At 73.1% G+C, this 15,666-nt stretch carries 11 protein-coding genes and 2 pseudogenes; 3 read left to right on the top strand and 10 right to left on the bottom strand.

Annotation, left to right across the window (positions count from 1 at the left end; all coding sequences use genetic code 11):
* Positions 1–2 precede the first annotated feature (2 nt).
* The 3 genes from ACFT32_RS21900 to ACFT32_RS21910 all read right to left on the bottom strand — a co-directional run bounded on the left by ACFT32_RS21900 (position 3) and on the right by ACFT32_RS21910 (position 4,233).
* Positions 3–683, bottom strand: coding sequence for a response regulator (locus ACFT32_RS21900; protein WP_382491677.1), 681 nt, complete (start codon positions 681–683; stop codon positions 3–5).
* Positions 680–1,915, bottom strand: a complete 1,236-nt coding sequence (locus ACFT32_RS21905) for a sensor histidine kinase (RefSeq protein WP_382491680.1) — start codon at positions 1,913–1,915, stop codon at positions 680–682. The genes ACFT32_RS21900 and ACFT32_RS21905 overlap by 4 nt, the downstream gene beginning before the upstream one ends.
* Before the next feature lie 107 nt (positions 1,916–2,022).
* Positions 2,023–4,233 (bottom strand): MMPL family transporter, encoded by a 2,211-nt coding sequence (locus ACFT32_RS21910; protein ID WP_382491683.1) that lies wholly within the window; start codon positions 4,231–4,233, stop codon positions 2,023–2,025.
* A 349-nt stretch (positions 4,234–4,582) separates the two neighbouring features.
* Here ACFT32_RS21910 and ACFT32_RS21915 point away from each other — a divergent pair, with 349 nt between their 5' ends.
* Both ACFT32_RS21915 and ACFT32_RS21920 read left to right on the top strand, forming a co-directional pair.
* Positions 4,583–4,786: a cold-shock protein gene (locus ACFT32_RS21915; RefSeq protein ID WP_030846597.1), complete on the top strand. Its 204-nt coding sequence runs from the start codon at positions 4,583–4,585 to the stop codon at positions 4,784–4,786.
* Positions 4,787–5,032: 246 nt separating this feature from the next.
* Positions 5,033–6,469 (top strand): DEAD/DEAH box helicase, encoded by a 1,437-nt coding sequence (locus ACFT32_RS21920; protein WP_382491685.1) that lies wholly within the window; start codon positions 5,033–5,035, stop codon positions 6,467–6,469.
* A gap of 21 nt (positions 6,470–6,490) precedes the next feature.
* Here ACFT32_RS21920 and ACFT32_RS21925 read toward each other — a convergent pair whose 3' ends face one another.
* Genes ACFT32_RS21925 through ACFT32_RS21935 form a run of 3 tightly spaced genes read right to left on the bottom strand, consistent with a single transcriptional unit; the run spans position 6,491 to position 10,727 of the window.
* Complete coding sequence (locus tag ACFT32_RS21925; RefSeq protein WP_382491688.1) at positions 6,491–8,107, bottom strand: hypothetical protein; 1,617 nt, start codon at positions 8,105–8,107, stop codon at positions 6,491–6,493.
* Positions 8,104–9,909: a flavin-containing monooxygenase gene (locus tag ACFT32_RS21930; protein WP_382491690.1), complete on the bottom strand. Its 1,806-nt coding sequence runs from the start codon at positions 9,907–9,909 to the stop codon at positions 8,104–8,106. The genes ACFT32_RS21925 and ACFT32_RS21930 overlap by 4 nt, the downstream gene beginning before the upstream one ends.
* Positions 9,910–9,956: 47 nt before the next feature.
* A complete protein-coding gene (locus ACFT32_RS21935) occupies positions 9,957–10,727 on the bottom strand; it encodes an SDR family NAD(P)-dependent oxidoreductase (RefSeq protein WP_382491692.1) in 771 nt (256 codons plus the stop codon).
* Positions 10,728–10,888: 161 nt separating this feature from the next.
* On the opposite strand from ACFT32_RS21935, the gene ACFT32_RS21940 reads away from it, so the two are divergent.
* Positions 10,889–11,509: a TetR/AcrR family transcriptional regulator gene (locus ACFT32_RS21940; RefSeq protein ID WP_382491695.1), complete on the top strand. Its 621-nt coding sequence runs from the start codon at positions 10,889–10,891 to the stop codon at positions 11,507–11,509.
* Between the two features lie 19 nt (positions 11,510–11,528).
* On the opposite strand, the gene ACFT32_RS21945 is transcribed toward ACFT32_RS21940, so the two are convergent.
* The 4 genes and pseudogenes from ACFT32_RS21945 to ACFT32_RS21960 form a co-directional block, all read right to left on the bottom strand.
* Positions 11,529–12,338 (bottom strand): FAD-dependent monooxygenase, encoded by an 810-nt coding sequence (locus ACFT32_RS21945; RefSeq protein WP_382491697.1) that lies wholly within the window; start codon positions 12,336–12,338, stop codon positions 11,529–11,531.
* Between the two features lie 26 nt (positions 12,339–12,364).
* Positions 12,365–12,988, bottom strand: a pseudogene (locus tag ACFT32_RS21950) (glycosyltransferase); the annotation flags it as partial.
* Between the two features lie 6 nt (positions 12,989–12,994).
* Positions 12,995–13,786: an FkbM family methyltransferase gene (locus tag ACFT32_RS21955; RefSeq protein WP_382492725.1), complete on the bottom strand. Its 792-nt coding sequence runs from the start codon at positions 13,784–13,786 to the stop codon at positions 12,995–12,997.
* A gap of 30 nt (positions 13,787–13,816) precedes the next feature.
* Positions 13,817–14,443, bottom strand: a pseudogene (locus tag ACFT32_RS21960) (glycosyltransferase 87 family protein); the annotation flags it as partial.
* Positions 14,444–15,666 lie beyond the last annotated feature (1,223 nt).

A 15,666-nucleotide genomic window follows, 5' to 3' on the forward strand; every position in this document is an offset into this window, starting at 1 on the left:
CCTCACCCCGCGGGCGGCGTCGCCCGCACCAGCCCCGTCTGGTAGGCGATGACGACCAGTTGGGCACGGTCGCGGGCGTTCAGTTTGGTCATGGCCCGGTGGATGTGCGTGCGCACGGTCAGCGGGCTGAGGGTCAGGTCCTCGGCGATCTCGGTGTTGGACCGGCCCTCCGCGGCCAGGGCCATCACCTCCCGTTCGCGGACCGTGAGGTCGGCGAGGCGTTCCGGCGGTGCCAGATGGGTGCCGGCGGCGGGGGCGAGCAGGAAACGGGTGATGAGGGAGCGGGTGGCCACGGGCGAGAGGAGGGACTCGCCGGAGGCCACCGTGCGCAGCCCGGTCAGCAGGGTGTCGGCGGTGACGTCCTTGCCGAGGAAGCCGCTGGCACCGGCGCGCAGGGCCTCGGCGACGTAGTCCTCGGTCTCGAAGGTGGTCAGGATGAGGACGCGGGTGGCGGACAGCTCCGGGTCGGCGCAGACGGCCGCGGTGGCGGTGAGGCCGTCGGTGCCGGGCATGCGGATGTCCATGAGGACGATGTCGGGGCGGTGGGCACGGGTCAGTTCCACCGCCTCCGCGCCGTCGGAGGCCTCGGCGACCACCTCCATGTCCGCGCAGGAGTCGATGAGGATCCGGAACGTGGCCCGCAGCAGGGCCTGGTCGTCGGCGAGCAGCACCCTGATGGTCATGGCGTGGTTCCTTCCGCGAGATCGGTGGAGGGCTGCAGCGGCAGCGCGGTGGTGACCTCGAAACCGCCCTGGGGGCGGGGGCCCGCGCACAGCTCGCCGCCGATGGAGTGGGCGCGTTCGCGCATGCCCATGACGCCGAAGCCGCGCCCCTGGGCGGCCTCCGGTTTGCTGGGGCCCTCGTTGAGGACCGTGATCAGCAGACGGGAGTGGGTGTACTCGAGACGGACGTGGGCGGCCTCGGCGGCGGCGTGCTTGGTGACGTTGGTGAGGGCCTCCTGCACGATCCGGTAGGCCGTCAGATCCACGCCCGGTGAGAGCGGCTGCGGCTCCCCTTCTGTCGTGACGGTGACCTGAAGGCCCGCCGACTCGCACGCCGCGACCAGCTCGGGCAGCCGGCCCAGGCCCGGGGACGGCTCCAGCCCCGGGGAGCCGGGGTCGGAGTCGTTGTCACGCAGCAGGCCGAGCGTGGCCTTCAGCTCCCGCAGCGCGGAGGACGTGGTGCCGGTCAGGTCGGTGAGGATCTTCTGGGTCTGCTCGGGGTTGGTGAGGGCGAGATGCGCCGCCGTGCCGGCCTGGGCATTGGCCAGGGCCATGTGGTGGGCGACCACGTCGTGCAGCTCCCGGGCGATGCGCATCCGCTCCTCGGTGACGCGCAGGCGGGCCTCCTCCTCCCGGGTGCGCTCGGCGTGTTCGGCCCGGGCATGCACGGACCGGAGGTAGGCGCGCCGCAGCTGGGTCGTCTTGCCCGCGGCGAGGGGCAGCAGCAGCCAGAAGATCGGGCCGATCGTCCTGAGCAGCAGCGAGATGTGGTTCATGGAGTCGGAGAACACGGCCGCGAGCGTCACGGCCACCACGATGGTGAGGCCGTAGACGCGGGTCGTCCTGGCGTCGGTGAGCGCGGCCAGCCAGTACAGGGCCGCCATCATCGGCGCCAGCAGCAGGGGCGTGACCAGGTAGCCGAGCGCGATCGCGGCCACCGTGCAGCCCCCGGCCACGACGACGCAGGCGCGTGGGTGCGTGCGGTGCTTGAGCAGGACGAGACAGGCCACTCCCGAGAGGGCGGTGGCGGTCTTGTCCTGGTCCGGCGGGGCGGCGCCGGGCATGGTCAGCGAGCCGCCGAGGGCCGTGCAGCCGAGCAGCGCCAGGACCATCGCCAGGTCGATGAGGAAGGGGTGGCGTGAGGAGAACTCCTCGAGGCGGTCCGCGTAGCGCCGCTCCAGGCTGATACTCATCGGGCTCTCCGGTCGGTGGGACTGGGACCATCGTGGTCGACTCCGGGCTGGAACGCCCGAGGGGCCGCCCGTGTCCTTCGCCACGGGCGGCCCTGGTCGGGGGTGGGTCAGGTGCGCGCCGGTTCCAGGTCGGGCGTGCCCTCGGGGGCCGGCTCCGTCCCGGGCCGGCGGCTGAGCGCCTCTCCCTCCACGTCCACACGGGGCAGCACCCGGTCCAGCCACTTCGGCAGCCACCACGCCTTGTCGCCGAGCAGGGCGAGCACGGCGGGCACGATCGCCATCCGTACGACGAAGGCGTCGAAGAGGACGGCGGCGGCGAGCCCGAAGCCGATCATCTTGATCATGGAGTCGTTCTCGCCGATGAACCCGGCGAACACCGCGATCATGATCAGGGCCGCGGCCGCGACCACACGGGCGCTGTGCCGGAAGCCGGACGTGACCGCCTGCGCGGGCGCCTCTCCGTGGACGTAGGCCTCCCGCATCCGGGAGACGAGGAACACCTCGTAGTCCATCGCGAGGCCGAAGACGATGCCCACCAGGAAGATCGGCATCAGGCTCATGATCGGTCCGGTCTGCTCCACACCGAGGAGCTCCGCGCCATGGCCCTGCTGGAAGACCACGACGACCGCGCCGAGCGAGGCCAGCACCGACAGCAGGAAGCCGAGGGCCGCCTTGAGCGGGACGAGCAGCGACCGGAAGACCACCAGCAGCAGGACGATCGCCAGACCGACCACGACGATCAGATACGGGATCAGCGCGGCCTGCACCTTCTCGGAGATGTCGATGTTCAGCGCGGTGGTGCCGGTGACCTCGTAGCTGGCGCCGGTCCCGGACTCGATGCCGGGGCGTTCGTCCCGGATGGTCTTCACCAGGGTCTTGGTCTTCTCGTCGGTCGGCGCGGTGGAGGGCACCACGGAGAAGACGGCGGTGTCGCCGGCGTCGTTGAAGCGCGCCGGGGAGACGGACACGACGCCCTTCGTGGCGCCGATCTCCTTGGCGATCGAGTCCGCGGCCCCCTTGGGGTCGGCGGCGCCCTTGCCGTCCACGACGATGGTCAGCGGCCCGTTGAAGCCCGGCCCGAAGCCCTCGGCGAGCGCGTCGTAGGCCCGGCGCTCGGTGGTGGAGGTCGGCTTGGCCTCGTCGCCGGGCATGCCGAGCTGGAGGTCGGCCGCGGGCAGTGCGAGGGCGCCGAGGCCGACGACGCCGAGCAGCAGGACGGGTATGGGGCGGCGCAGGACGAACCGGGCCCAGCGGGCTCCGCCGTTGGTCTCGGTGCTCTCCTCGATCCGGCCGCTCTTGCGGGCCCGGCGCGGCAGCACCGCGTTCGGCCAGAAGCCGAGGAACGCCGGGACTAGGGTCAGCGCGATCAGTACGGCGACGACGACCGCGCCCGCCGCGGCCAGGCCCATCTTGGTGAGCATCGGGATACCGACCACGGCGAGCCCGGCCAGCGCGATGACGACGGTGAGCCCGGCGAAGACCACCGCGGACCCTGCCGTGCCGACGGCCATGCCGACCGCCTCCTGCGGCGCGGCGCCCTTGGCGCGTTCCTCCCGGTAGCGGGAGACCACGAACAGGGCGTAGTCGATGCCGACGGCGAGGCCCAGCATCATCGCCAGGGTGCCGGTGGTGGTGGACAGGCCGAGGGCGCTCGCCAGGGCGAGGATCGTGGCCATGCTGACGCCGACGCCGATGACAGCGGTCAGCAGGGGCAGCCCGGCGGCGGCCAGGGAGCCGAAGGTGACGAGGAGGACGACGGCGGCGATCGCGACACCGATCACCTCGGCCATGCCGCCCGGCCCGGTCTCGTCGGCCAGCGCGGTGCCGCCCGCCTCGACCGTCAGCCCGGCGTCCCGGGCCCCCTCGATGGTGTGCTCCAGCTGGGTCCGGCTGGCGTCGGTGAGGTCGGTGGCCTTGACCTTGTAGGTGACGGTCGCGAAGGCGGTCGAGCCGTCCTTGCTGATCGTCTTCGCCTGGAACGGGTCGACGGCGCTCGCGACCTGCGTGCCGTCGCCCAGGCCGGACACGGCCTTCTCGATGGCCTCCTGGTTCTCGGCGGCGGTCACCTTCTCGCCGCCGGGCGCGATGAAGACGACCCGGGCGGTCGCCCCGTCGGCCGTGGCGCCCGGGAAGCGCTGTTCCATGAGGTCGAACGCCTTCTGGGACTCGATGCCGGGCATCGAGAACTCCTCGTCGACGGCACCCGGCGCCTTGAGGGCGCCGAGCCCTACGGCGGCCAGGACGGCCGCCCAGACCAGGGCGACGTACCAGCGTCGCCGGAAGGCCAGACGGCCCACTCGATACAGGAAAGTTGCCACGGCAGCAGGTCTCCACATCCGGTGTCGATCGTCCGCCAAGCGTGTCCGTGACAAGGCCCCCGCGTCGTCGTGCGGCTGCCGACAATCCCGACTACTGAGAACGCAGTACGACCGGGCCCCGGGTCCGCCTCGGGGACGACATTTCCCGGCCCTCCGAGACGACCTGTGCTACCTTGGCTGGTGTTGCAGTTTTGGTTCCCAGAGACTTCGAGTGCTCTATCGACCTTCGTCGACGAGCACTCTTTTTAGTTTCCGAGGATTTTCGGATCTCTCCGAGGGTGATCATTGCGGCGACTCCGAGTCCGTAAAGTGCGGATCTCGGGTATTTGCCCCTCAAGGGAGATTCACTATGGCAACTGGCACCGTGAAGTGGTTCAACGCGGAAAAGGGCTTCGGCTTCATCGAGCAGGAGGGTGGCGGCCCCGACGTCTTCGCCCACTACTCGAACATCGCCACCTCCGGCTTCCGCGAGCTTCAGGAAGGCCAGAAGGTCACCTTCGACGTCACGCAGGGCCAGAAGGGCCCGCAGGCCGAGAACATCGTTCCCGCCTGACGCTGACGCGTTCGACGTGATCGGGGCCCGCACCCATGTGGTGCGGGCCTCAGGGCCTGTCTGACGAATCCCCGTCTGCTCCGCGACGCGGAGCCCGCCCTCCGGGCGGACGACGGGGATTCATCAGACAGGCCCTAGCACGTTTCACTCCCCACCCGGCTCATTCTTGCGAATCCTGGTGCGGCCCCTGAGGCCGTCTGACCTCCGGGAATTCCCCGATACGTGCCGCATCGAGGAAGGATCCCCTTGGATCGCACCGCTCGCAAGAACAACGGCTCGTCCCACTCCCGCAGGGCGGGGGGCGGCCGGAACAGCTCCTCCCGTTCGGCCGGCGCCGGCCGCGGCACCCCCCGGCGTCGTACGGCGCCCGGCGGCGAATTCGCGCCGCCCGCCACCATCACCCCGGCCCTGCCCGCCGTCGAGGCGTTCGCCGACCTCGACCTGCCCGACCGGCTGCTGACCGCGCTGCGCGCCGAGGGCGTGGTGGAGCCGTTCCCGATCCAGGCGGCGACGCTGCCGAACTCGCTGGCCGGGCGTGACGTCCTGGGCCGCGGGCGCACGGGGTCGGGCAAGACCCTCGCCTTCGGCCTCGCCGTGCTGGCCCGTATCGACGGGCAGCGGGCCGAGCCCAAGCAGCCGGTGGCGCTCGTCCTCACGCCCACCAGGGAACTGGCCCAGCAGGTCACCGACGCCCTCACCCCCTACGCACGCGCACTGCGCCTGCGGCTCGCGACGGTGGTCGGCGGAATGTCGATCGGCCGCCAGGCGAGCGCGCTGCGCGCCGGTGCCGAGGTCGTCGTCGCGACGCCCGGCCGGCTCAAGGACCTCATAGACCGCGGCGACTGCCGGCTGGACCGGGTCTCGGTCACCGTCCTGGACGAGGCCGACCAGATGACCGACATGGGCTTCATGCCGCAGGTGACGGCCCTGCTCGACCAGGTGCGCCCCGACGGCCAGCGGCTGCTGTTCTCGGCCACGCTGGACCGCAACGTCGACCGCCTGGTCCGCACCTACCTCCACGACCCGGTGGTCCACTCGGTCGACCCGTCCGCGGGCGCGGTCACCACGATGGAGCATCACCTGCTGCACGTGGAGGACGAGGACAAGCACGCCACCACGACGGAGATCGCCGCCCGCGACGGCCGCGTGATCATGTTCCTGGACACCAAGCACGCCGCCGACCGGCTGGCCAAGAAGCTGCTGGCCGTCGGGGTGCGCGCCTCGGCCCTGCACGGCGGGAAGTCCCAGTCCCAGCGCACCCGGACCCTGGCCCGGTTCAAGGACGGCGAGGTCACGGTCCTGGTGGCCACCAACGTCGCCGCCCGCGGCATCCACGTCGACAACCTCGACCTCGTCGTCAACGTGGACCCGCCCGGCGACCACAAGGACTATCTGCACCGGGGCGGCCGTACCGCCCGGGCCGGCGAGTCGGGCACCGTCGTCACGCTGGTCCTGCCGCACCAGCGGCGCGAGACGGCCCGGCTGATGGCCGACGCCGGCATCACCCCGCGGATCACCCGGGTCCGCTCGGGCGAGGCGGAGCTGAGCCGTATCACCGGCGCCCAGGCGCCGTCGGGCGTGCCCGTCGTCCTCACCCCGCCGCCCGCCGAGAACCGCCCCGCACGCACGGGTACCGCCCCGCGCGCCCGGCGCGGCAGGCCCTCCCGGGGCCGCCGCCGCTGAACCGCTCCCGGGCCCTGCCCGTCACCCCCCGGCCGGCGACAGCCGCACCACCGTTCCCTCCCCGTTCGCGGACAGCAGCAGGGAGCCGTCCGGGGCCGCGGTGAGGCCCGCGAACCGGTGGGCCAGGCCGGGGACCCGGTGGGTGAAGAGCGCCGGAGCCGGGCGGGGGCCGGTGCCCGGGGGGATGCCGACCGCAAGGGATTCGGCCTCGATACGGGTGTCGCCCGTCGCCGGGGAGACCGCCCACAGCCGGCGGTGCTCGGTGTCCACGGTGAAGAGTTCGCCGCCGTGGGCGGCGAGGCCCTGCGGTGCGCCGAGGCCCTCCGCGACCGGCACCGCCTCGCCGTCGTCGATGCGCAGGACCGCTCCGCGCCGGTCGTCGCTGACGTAGCAGCGCTGCTCGGCGTCGAAGCACACGTCCACGGGGTGGTCGAGGCCCTCGGCGAGGACGGTCACCGTGTCGGCCTCGTCGATGGCGATGACCCGGCCGGCGCCCGTCTCGGCGACGACCAGGGCGCCGTCGGACCGGGTCGCGATGCCCAGGGGCTGGTTCAGGCCGTTCGCTCTGAGCCGGGTCGTCCCGGCGGCGGGGTCGTAGGTCTGGACGGTGCCGAACTGCGAGGTGGTGTGCAGCAGTCCGTTGTCGGCGGTGATGCCGTGGAAGAACGGCTGGAGGATCTCCGTGGCCACGTCGCCCGAGCCGCCCTCGTCGGGGTGTTCCGGCCGGGCCAGCCGGTAGTGGTCGGCCGCGTACACCGTGCCGCCGAGGTCGATCGTCACGCCGTAGGGGCCGTCCAGGCCGCGGGGCACGACGGGGCGGGTGCGGCCGTCGGGACGCAGTTCCGTGATGCCGCCGCTGGCGAAGCTGGAGACGAACATGCGGTTCTCCGCGTCGAACGCGGCGTTGTCCAGGCCCGTGACCCCGCTGATGACCAGTGAGCGCGAGCCCGTGCCGTGCAGGTCGACGCGGGTGACGATGCCCTCGGGGCCGCGTGACAGGACGTTGAGGACACCGCCCAGGTCGAAGCGGACCGCGACCGGGTCGTGCACGTCCTCGGCGACCACCTCGGGCACCCCGCCGTCGGGCGGGATCCGCCAGACCTGTCTGCTGATCATGTGCGGGTAGTAGAGGCAGCCGTCCGGGCCCAGCTGCATCGCGTTGCCGAAGGCCAGCCCGTCGGTGAGGACCACCGGGTCGCCGCCCCCGGGGAAGAGCTCCAGCAGCCGGCCGTTCATCTTCATCTCGTTGACGAAGAGCCGGTCGCCGACGCAGGTGATGCCGTTGGGCACCTTCACCTCCTCGGAGACGAGGAGGTACTCGCCCGCGGGGCTGCGGCGCCACACCCGGCCGGGGACCAGGTCGGCGATGTACATCGAACCGTCCGCCCCGAAGGCCAGGTCGTCGGGCGACTCGACGGGGCTGTCCATCGGGACGACGACCTCGACGTCCCCCGTCGCCGGGTCCACGGCGCTGATCTTCCCGGCGAGGAACTGGGCGACGTAGAGCCGCCCGTCCGGGCCGAACGCCACGCCGTTGGAACCCCACAGCGGGTTCGGTGAGTTGAGGCGCGTGGCCTGCCGGCGGGTGCTGCGCACCCCGGGCGTCTCGTACCGGGTCGGATGCGAAGGAGACGTCATGATCCCAGCACCTCGGTCATGCCGCTCTCCGCGCGCCAGCGCCGGATCAGCTCGTAGAACGCGACCGGGCCGTCGCCGTAGGACTCGCTGCGGGGCCGGGGCATGCCCTCGGCGTTGTAGTAGCCGGGGGTGCACTCGGACTGGAACGTGTACAGGTCCGCCGACTTCTGACGGATCGTGTCCCCCCAGGCGGCCTCCGCCTCGGCCGTCGGCTCCACACACCGGGCCCCGCGCCGGTGCGCCTCGGCGATCACCTCGGCGACATGGGTGGCCTGTTCGTCCAGGACGTGCACATAGTTCACGGAGCTGGCGCTCTGCACGGAGCCGAGCATGAACAGGTTGGGGAAACCCCGGCTGTAGAAGCCGTGCAGGGTCCTCGGGCCGGTCTTCCGCCAGGAGTCCAGCAGTGCGGTGCCGTCCCTGCCGTATGCGGGGAGCTGCCCGGACAGCAGACCGGAGACGCCGACCTCGAAGCCGGTGCCGAAGACGACGCAGTCCACCTCGTACTCCACCCCGCCGACCACGACGGCGTGCTCGGTGACGCGCTCGACGCCCCCGTGGTCGGCCGTGTCCACGAGGGTGACGTTCGGCCGGTTGAAGGTCTCCAGGTACAGGTCGCTGAAGGTGGGCCGCTTGCACATGTAGCGGTACCAGGGCTTGAGCTTCTCGGCCGTCGCCGGGTCCTCGACGATGCTCTCCACCCGGGCCCGCAGCTCGTTCATCTTCTGGAAGTCGGCGATCTCCTCCAGGCGTTCGCGCTCCTCGGGCGTGAGGGCGTCGTAGTTGTTGGTCGGGATGAGCTTCTGCTGGAGGCGGGCACTGCTGGTCCAGCCGTCGGCGACCAGGTCCTCCTCGGTCCGGCCGCCCGTGACGACCGCGAGGAAGTTGTCCCTGCGCTCCCGGGCCCAGCCGGGCTTCAGCGCGCCCGCCCACTCGGGATCCGTGGGGCGCTGTCCGCGCACGTCCACGGAGGACGGGGTGCGCTGGAACACATACAGGTGCCGGGCGTCCCGGCCGAGATGCGGGACGACCTGGATGGCCGTGGCGCCCGTGCCGATGAGGGCCACGCGCTTGTCGGCGAGCCCCGTCAGGCCGCCGTTCGCGTCGCCGCCGGTGTAGTCGTAGTCCCAGCGGCTGGTGTGGAACATGTGCCCCTTGAAGGTCTCGATGCCTTCGATCCCGGGCAGTTTGGGCTGGCTGAGCAGGCCGGTCGCCACGACGACGTGCCGGGCGGTCATCCGGTCGCCGCGGTCGGTGCCGATGACCCACACGGACTCGGCCCCGTCCCAGCGGAGTTCGCTCACCTGGGTCCGGAGGCAGGCGTCGCGGTAGAGGTCGAAGTGCCGTGCGATCGCCCCGGCGTGCTCCCTGATCTCCTCGCCCGGCGCGTACTTCCACTTCGGGACGTAGCCGAGCTCCTCCAGCAGGGGCAGATAGACGTACGACTCGATGTCGCAGTGGATCCCCGGGTACCGGTTCCAGTACCAGGTGCCGCCGAAGTCGGCGCCCTTCTCGATGATCCGGATGTCCCGCAGACCCGCCTGGCGCAGCCGGGCGGCGGCGAGCAGGCCGCCGAATCCGCCGCCGACGACCACCACCTCGACGTGGTCGTGCAGGGTCTCCCGGGTGAATCCGGGCTCGGCGTGCGGGTCCTCGTCGAAGTGGCCGAACTCGCCTGCGGTACGGCGGTACTGGCGGTTGCCGTCCGGGCGGATCCGCCGGTCGCGCTCGGCGCGGTACCGCTCGCGCAGGGCGTCCGGGTCGAAACCCAGGGCCGAATCGGGGGTGTGGGGGGTGGACATGGGTGGCGTCTTCCTCTCGCGGTGTTCCGTCGGTGAGGGGGTCGGGGTCAGACCGCGGCCCAGGCGTTGTCCACCGGCAGGATGACGCCGTTGACACCGCTCGCCGCGTCGGAGGCGAGATAGACGATGGCGGCGGCCTGCTCCTCCGGTTCGCAGATGCGGCCCATGTTGACGAAGTGCCTGCCGACGACGGACGGCCCGTGGGCGTCCCGGTCGATGTGGACATCGGCCGTGATGTCGGTGGCCGTGCCGCCCGGGGCTATGGCGTTGGCGCGGATGCCCTGGTCCCGGTACATCACCGCGAGGGAGCGGGTGAGTCCGAGGACCCCGTGCTTGGAGACGGTGTACGCCGTCCCGGCCGCGCTGCCCCGCAGCGACGCCTCGGAGGCGGTGTTGACGATGGCTCCGCCGCCCGCGGCGATCATGTGCGGCAGGGCGGCCCGGGTCAGCAGGAACGGCGCGGTGAGATTGATCCGCAGCACCCGCTCCCACTCGGCGTCGGTGACGTCCGCCGTGGCGGACATGCTGTCCATGACGCCCGCGTTGTTGACCAGGACGTCGATGCCGCCGAAGGTGCCGGTCGCGGCGGTCACGACGGCGTCGGCCACCGCGGCGTCGCTCAGATCGCCCGTGACGGCGACGGCCGTTCCGCCCGCGGACTCGATGGTTTCTACGACGCTCTTGGCGCCCTCCGCGTTCAGGTCGGCGACCACGACCTTCGCTCCCTCTTCGGCGAACCGCAGGGCGGTGGCGCGGCCGATGCCGGAGGCGGATCCGGTGACGATGACGCTCTTGCCTGACAGACCCGTGGCTCCCATGCGGCTCCTCTGCTCGTCGCGTTGCCCAGTGCGGCGTGAGGCACCGTACTGGTTTTTGTCTCAGTGCGACATAAAGACGCGACGCGACAACAGGGCCTTTCACGCCACTCAGACGTGACGCGACGTAAATTAGAGTGAGCACGGCAAGTCGAGGAGGGCGCATGGCCGGACGAGCAGCTGGTGCCACGGGGCGGCCACCGCTGACGGAGCGGCGGCGCGCCGAGACGCGTATGGAGATCGCCGAGGAGGCGGTCCGGCTCTTCGCCGCCAAGGGCGTGGCGGCGGTGACCGCGGAGGACATCGCCTCCGCCTCGGGGGTGTCGACGCGCACGCTGTGGCGGTACTTCCGCTCCAAGGAGGAGTGCGTACGCCCCCTGCTCACCACGGGCCTCGAGCTGCTGACGGAGCATCTGCGGGAGGGCCGGGACGAGCGCGGCTCACTCGCCGAGGCGATCCTGAGCGTCCCGTACGACGACGACGCCACATCCCGTCTGCGGACCCTGGGCGACCTGCTGCTGCTGTGCCGTGAGGAGCCGGGGCTGCGCGCGGTGTGGCTGGAGGCGCACTACGACGCGGAGGCGACGTTCGCCGCGGTGATCGCCGACCGTACGGGCCGGCCCGTCGGCGATCTCGCGGTCCGGGTGGAGGCGGGGGTGCTGAACACCGCGATGCGCATCGCGGTGGAGGACTGGGCGCTGCGGTCCGACGCGACGGCGGGACCGTCGCTGGCGGAGACCGTCAGGCGCGCGTTGCGGATGGTCGAGGCCGTCGAGAAGCGCTGACCCGCCCCGCCCGGGTCGCTCAGGCGTCGGCCCCTGGCGCCCCGAACCAGCGCCGCAGCGCGTTGAGGAGGGTGGTCTCCGGGGCCGCCTCGGGGGTCCAGGCGACATAGCCGTCGGGGCGTACGAGCAGCGGAGTGGGCACATCCGGCGAGACCCGCTCGGCGGCCAGTACGGCGATACGGTCGCGCCATGCCCGGGCCTGTGCCACGAGTTCGGTCCGGTCGGCGGTGTGGATCAGGACCGCCCGTCCCTCCTGCTGGAGCGTGGCCAGGCGGACCGTGCCGCCGCCGTCCTGCCGCGGGCGTTCCAGCAGCAGATCGGGGCAGGCACGGCCGAGGAGGCCGTCCGGCCCGGACCCCTCGGGGCCCATCGGGTGGACCACGTCCTTCATGGCGTACACGTCGTGCAGGCGCCGCTTGACCGCGGGGGCGGTCATCAGCTCCTTGAAGAACAGCTCGTAGGGGGCCGTGTTGTCCGGGCCCGGGTGCAGCAGCCTGGTGGCCGCCTCCGAGTTGCGCAGCACCCGGGCGGCGACCGGCCTGCGCTCGCTCTCGTAGCTGTCGAGCAGACCCTCGGGGGCGTCGCCGCGGACGGTGGCGGCGAGTTTCCACCCGAGGTTGACGGCGTCCTGGAGGCCGAGGTTGAGGCCCTGTCCGCCGAACGGGGGGTGGACGTGGGCGGCGTCGCCGGCGAGCAGGACCCGGCCCTGCCGGTAGCGGTCGGCCAGCCGGCAGGTGCCGGTGAACCGGGCGAGGGAGACCGGGTCGCGCAGGGTGACCTCGACGCCGCTGGTGCGGCGCAGACTGGCCTCGACCTCGTCCAGGGTCACCTCGCTGCGGCGGTCGACGGGCGGGGCCCCTTGCGCGGGACGAGCCGCGCCGCACAGAGCACGACCGGCCGGTCGCCCAGGCCGTACCGTTCCCGCACCCGGGCCGCGGCGGCCCCGGAGCCCTGGAAGACCTCGGCGTCGACGCCCGGCGCCAGCCGCCGCATGCGGGCCGCGGCCTCCGGCCCGACGGCGGCGGCGATCCGCGCCCGGGTGTACGAACCGAGATACGTGACGCTGTCCACCCCGGCACCGACGCGGCGCAGCAGCGCGCGGGCGCCGGGCGTGCGCGCCCACCACACCTCGTGCCCGTGCGTCGTGGCGACCAGCCGCTCCACCTCCGTGCGGCGGCGCAGTTCGCCGGCCATCAGCCCGAGCGGGGCGGCGGCCCCGAACCAGACGCTGTCGCAGCCGAACCGGCGGGCCAGCTCCGCCGCCCGGGCGGTGACCCGCCGGGTCGGCAGCAGCATGTGGGCGCGGTCGCGCACGACGGGTAACGGCAGCCGGGCGTCGTAGGCCCGGTCGCCCGGTGTGCTGGAGGTGTAGACGGCGACCCGGTCGGGCGGGAAGCGGACCGTCATTGCGTGGACGAAGGTCTCTATGCCGCCCTGGCGGGGCGGGAAGTCGTTGGTGACGACGAGCGTGCGCGGCATGGTCGGTCAGTCCTCCAGCGGCTTCACGGTGAACAGGTAGTTGCGGTGCGCCCCGGTGACCCGGTCCGCGCGACGCCACCGGCCCTCCCGCCACAGGAACATCGAGTAGCCCGCGTCCCGCAGCTCCCCGACGAGCCGGCCGGCCCGCGCCCCGTACTTGGCCAGGTGCCGTTCCTCGATCTCCAGCAGCAGCGTGGGCCGGTCCCGCAGCAGCGTCCCGGCCGCCCCGGCCAGCACGAGGGGCTCCGCGCCCTCGACGTCAGCCTTGACGAAGTCGACGCGCGGCAGCCCGGCCGCCGCCACGACCTCGTCCACGGTGCCGACCCGTACGACGGGCCGCCGTTCGCCCGCGAACTCCTCGTTGGGCCCGAGCCCCCGTGCCCCGTCGGTGAGGAACGCCCGCCCGTGGACGGGCAGTCCGCGGCGGTACGGCAGGCTCATCACCGCCGCGTCCCGGGGCCGGTCGCCGAGGGCCAGCCGGTGCGCGTGGGCCCGGCCGCCGCACAGCAGCCGCACTCCCGCGCCGAGGACGCGGTACGGCCCGGGCAGCGGCTCGAAGCCGTGCACGCGCCCCTTGGGTCCGGCCACGTACGACAGCGCGTAGGTGTACACCCCGTACTCGGCCCCGATGTCGAGGCAGACGTCCCCGTCCCGCACCACGTGCCGCAGCCCGTCGATCTCGTCCTCCACGAAGGAGAATCGGCGGCTGAGCGCGCACAGTGCGGAGTACGTCCAGCGCAGGGGGCGCCCGGTCTCCGGGGACGGGGCGGGTCGGGTGGGCATGAGTCGCGTGGGCATGGCAGCTCCTGGCCGGGCCGGACGGCGGCCGGCCGGCACGAGCCGGAACCAGCCGAACAGCACCAGCGGGTAGACGACGTATCCGAAGCGGGTGGCGGGGATCAGGCACATGGCGATCCCGAGGCCCAGCGCGAGCCGGTCGGCGGCGGCGACGGTGGTGCGCGGCGGGCGCGTCACGAGGGACAGGGCCACCGCGACCGCGCTCAGCGCCAGCGCCGCCACCGCGAGGGCGAACCCCCCGGGCACGTACGTCGCCAGGAGATAGCCCGGCAGCGGGCTGGTCGCCGGGGAGCCGGTACCCCCCTCGCCGAGCGGGAAGAGCAGCACATGCTCGGCGAACGCCCCCGGGTCGGCGAGCGCGACCGGCAGCACGGCCAGTACGGCGAGCGCGACGGCCGTGGCACCGGCCCGTACGGCGGCCCGGCGCCCGGCGGTCACGGCGAGCAGCGCGAGCCCGACGGGCAGCAGCGGCCAGGCGGTCCACTTCAACGCCGCGGCGGCACCGAGCGCGAGCCCGGCGGCGACAGGACGGCCCCGGCCCGCGAGGGCGAGCGCGAGACACATCAGAGCGATGACCGGCAGATCGACCCCACCGACGGCGAGGGGCAGCGCGACGGCGGGGGTCGCGGCGAGCCAGAGGAGGGGCAGGGTGGTGCCGCGCCGGGACGACTGGTCGCCGGCGGAGAGCGGGGCGGTGCGGCGCCGGGCGGACTGGTCGCCCGCGAACAGCAGGGCGATGCGGCGCCGGAACGGCCAGTCGCCCGCCGACAGCGGGACAGCACCCTGCCGGAACGACCGGCGGCCCGCGAACAGCAGGGGTATACGGCGCCGGAACCGCCAGCCGCCCGCCAACAGCCGGACAGCGCCCCGCCGGACCGACCGGCCGCCCGCCAACAGCAGGGCAACACGGCGCCGGAACCGCCAGCCGCCCACCGACAGCGGGACAGCGCCCCGCCGGAACGACCGGCCGCCCGCCAACAGCGGGACAGTGCCCCGCCGGACCGACCGGCCGCCCGCGGACAACGGGACCGTGCCCTGCCGGACCGACCGGCGGCCCGCCAACAGCAGGGCAACACGGCGCCGGAACCGCCAGCCGCCCACCGACAGCGGGACAGCGCCCCGCCGGAACGACCGGCCGCCCGCCAACAGCGGGACAGTGCCCCGCCGGACCGACCGGCCGCCCGCCAACAGCGGGACAGTGCCCTGCCGGACCGACCGGCCGCCCGCCAACAGCAGAGCAACACGGCGCCGGAACCGCCAGTCGCCCGCCGACAGCGGGACAGTGCCCCGCCGGAACGACCGGCCGCCCGCGGACAACGTGACCGTGCCGCGCAGGGACAGCGGATCGCCCGCAGGCATCAGGGCGATGCCGCGCCCGAATGACCGGTACCCCCCGCACACCAGCGCCGCCAGTCCCATCGCCCCGAGGGACACCAGGGCGAACCAGAACCGGGCGTCCGCGAGCGGGACGTCGCCGAGGACGGCCCGGGGCAGGCCGAAGAGGGCCATGCCCGGCAGGTACGGGTTGTAGTCGCGCAGTTCGGCCGGGTCGGGTACGTACGGCGTGCCGGAGTCCAGTAGCAGCGTGCCGGACCGCTCGACGACCGTGACCTCCATCTGCCGGGCCCCGTCGGCGACCAGGAACACCATTGGCACCAGCACCGACCCGACGGCGGCCACCGCCGCGCTCGCCCGGCCCCAGGGCCGCGCGGAGAAGTGGGCGACGAGCGCGGCGAGTCCGTATCCGGCGGCGGCGCAGGCGCCCCACACCTGGTGCGGGGTGATGGTCGTACGCAGACAGAGCAGCAGCGCGAACACCGCGCAGCCGGTCCAGCAGAGGGCCTCCCAGGGGCGGCGGGCGGTACTACGCCGGGGCCTCG

This window comes from Streptomyces sp. NPDC057002, from assembly GCF_042673825.1.
Classification (GTDB): domain Bacteria; phylum Actinomycetota; class Actinomycetes; order Streptomycetales; family Streptomycetaceae; genus Streptomyces.

What these genes read in the sequence shown, in the direction of transcription:
- ACFT32_RS21900 (WP_382491677.1), bottom strand. Translation starts at nt 683, where the DNA reads ATGACCATCAGGGTGCTGCTCGCCGACGACCAGGCCCTGCTGCGGGCC.
- ACFT32_RS21905 (WP_382491680.1), bottom strand. Translation starts at nt 1,915, where the DNA reads ATGAGTATCAGCCTGGAGCGGCGCTACGCGGACCGCCTCGAGGAGTTC.
- ACFT32_RS21915 (WP_030846597.1), top strand. Translation starts at nt 4,583, where the DNA reads ATGGCAACTGGCACCGTGAAGTGGTTCAACGCGGAAAAGGGCTTCGGC.
- ACFT32_RS21925 (WP_382491688.1), bottom strand. Translation starts at nt 8,107, where the DNA reads ATGACGTCTCCTTCGCATCCGACCCGGTACGAGACGCCCGGGGTGCGC.
- ACFT32_RS21930 (WP_382491690.1), bottom strand. Translation starts at nt 9,909, where the DNA reads ATGTCCACCCCCCACACCCCCGATTCGGCCCTGGGTTTCGACCCGGAC.
- ACFT32_RS21935 (WP_382491692.1), bottom strand. Translation starts at nt 10,727, where the DNA reads ATGGGAGCCACGGGTCTGTCAGGCAAGAGCGTCATCGTCACCGGATCC.
- ACFT32_RS21940 (WP_382491695.1), top strand. Translation starts at nt 10,889, where the DNA reads ATGGCCGGACGAGCAGCTGGTGCCACGGGGCGGCCACCGCTGACGGAG.
- ACFT32_RS21955 (WP_382492725.1), bottom strand. Translation starts at nt 13,786, where the DNA reads ATGCCCACGCGACTCATGCCCACCCGACCCGCCCCGTCCCCGGAGACC.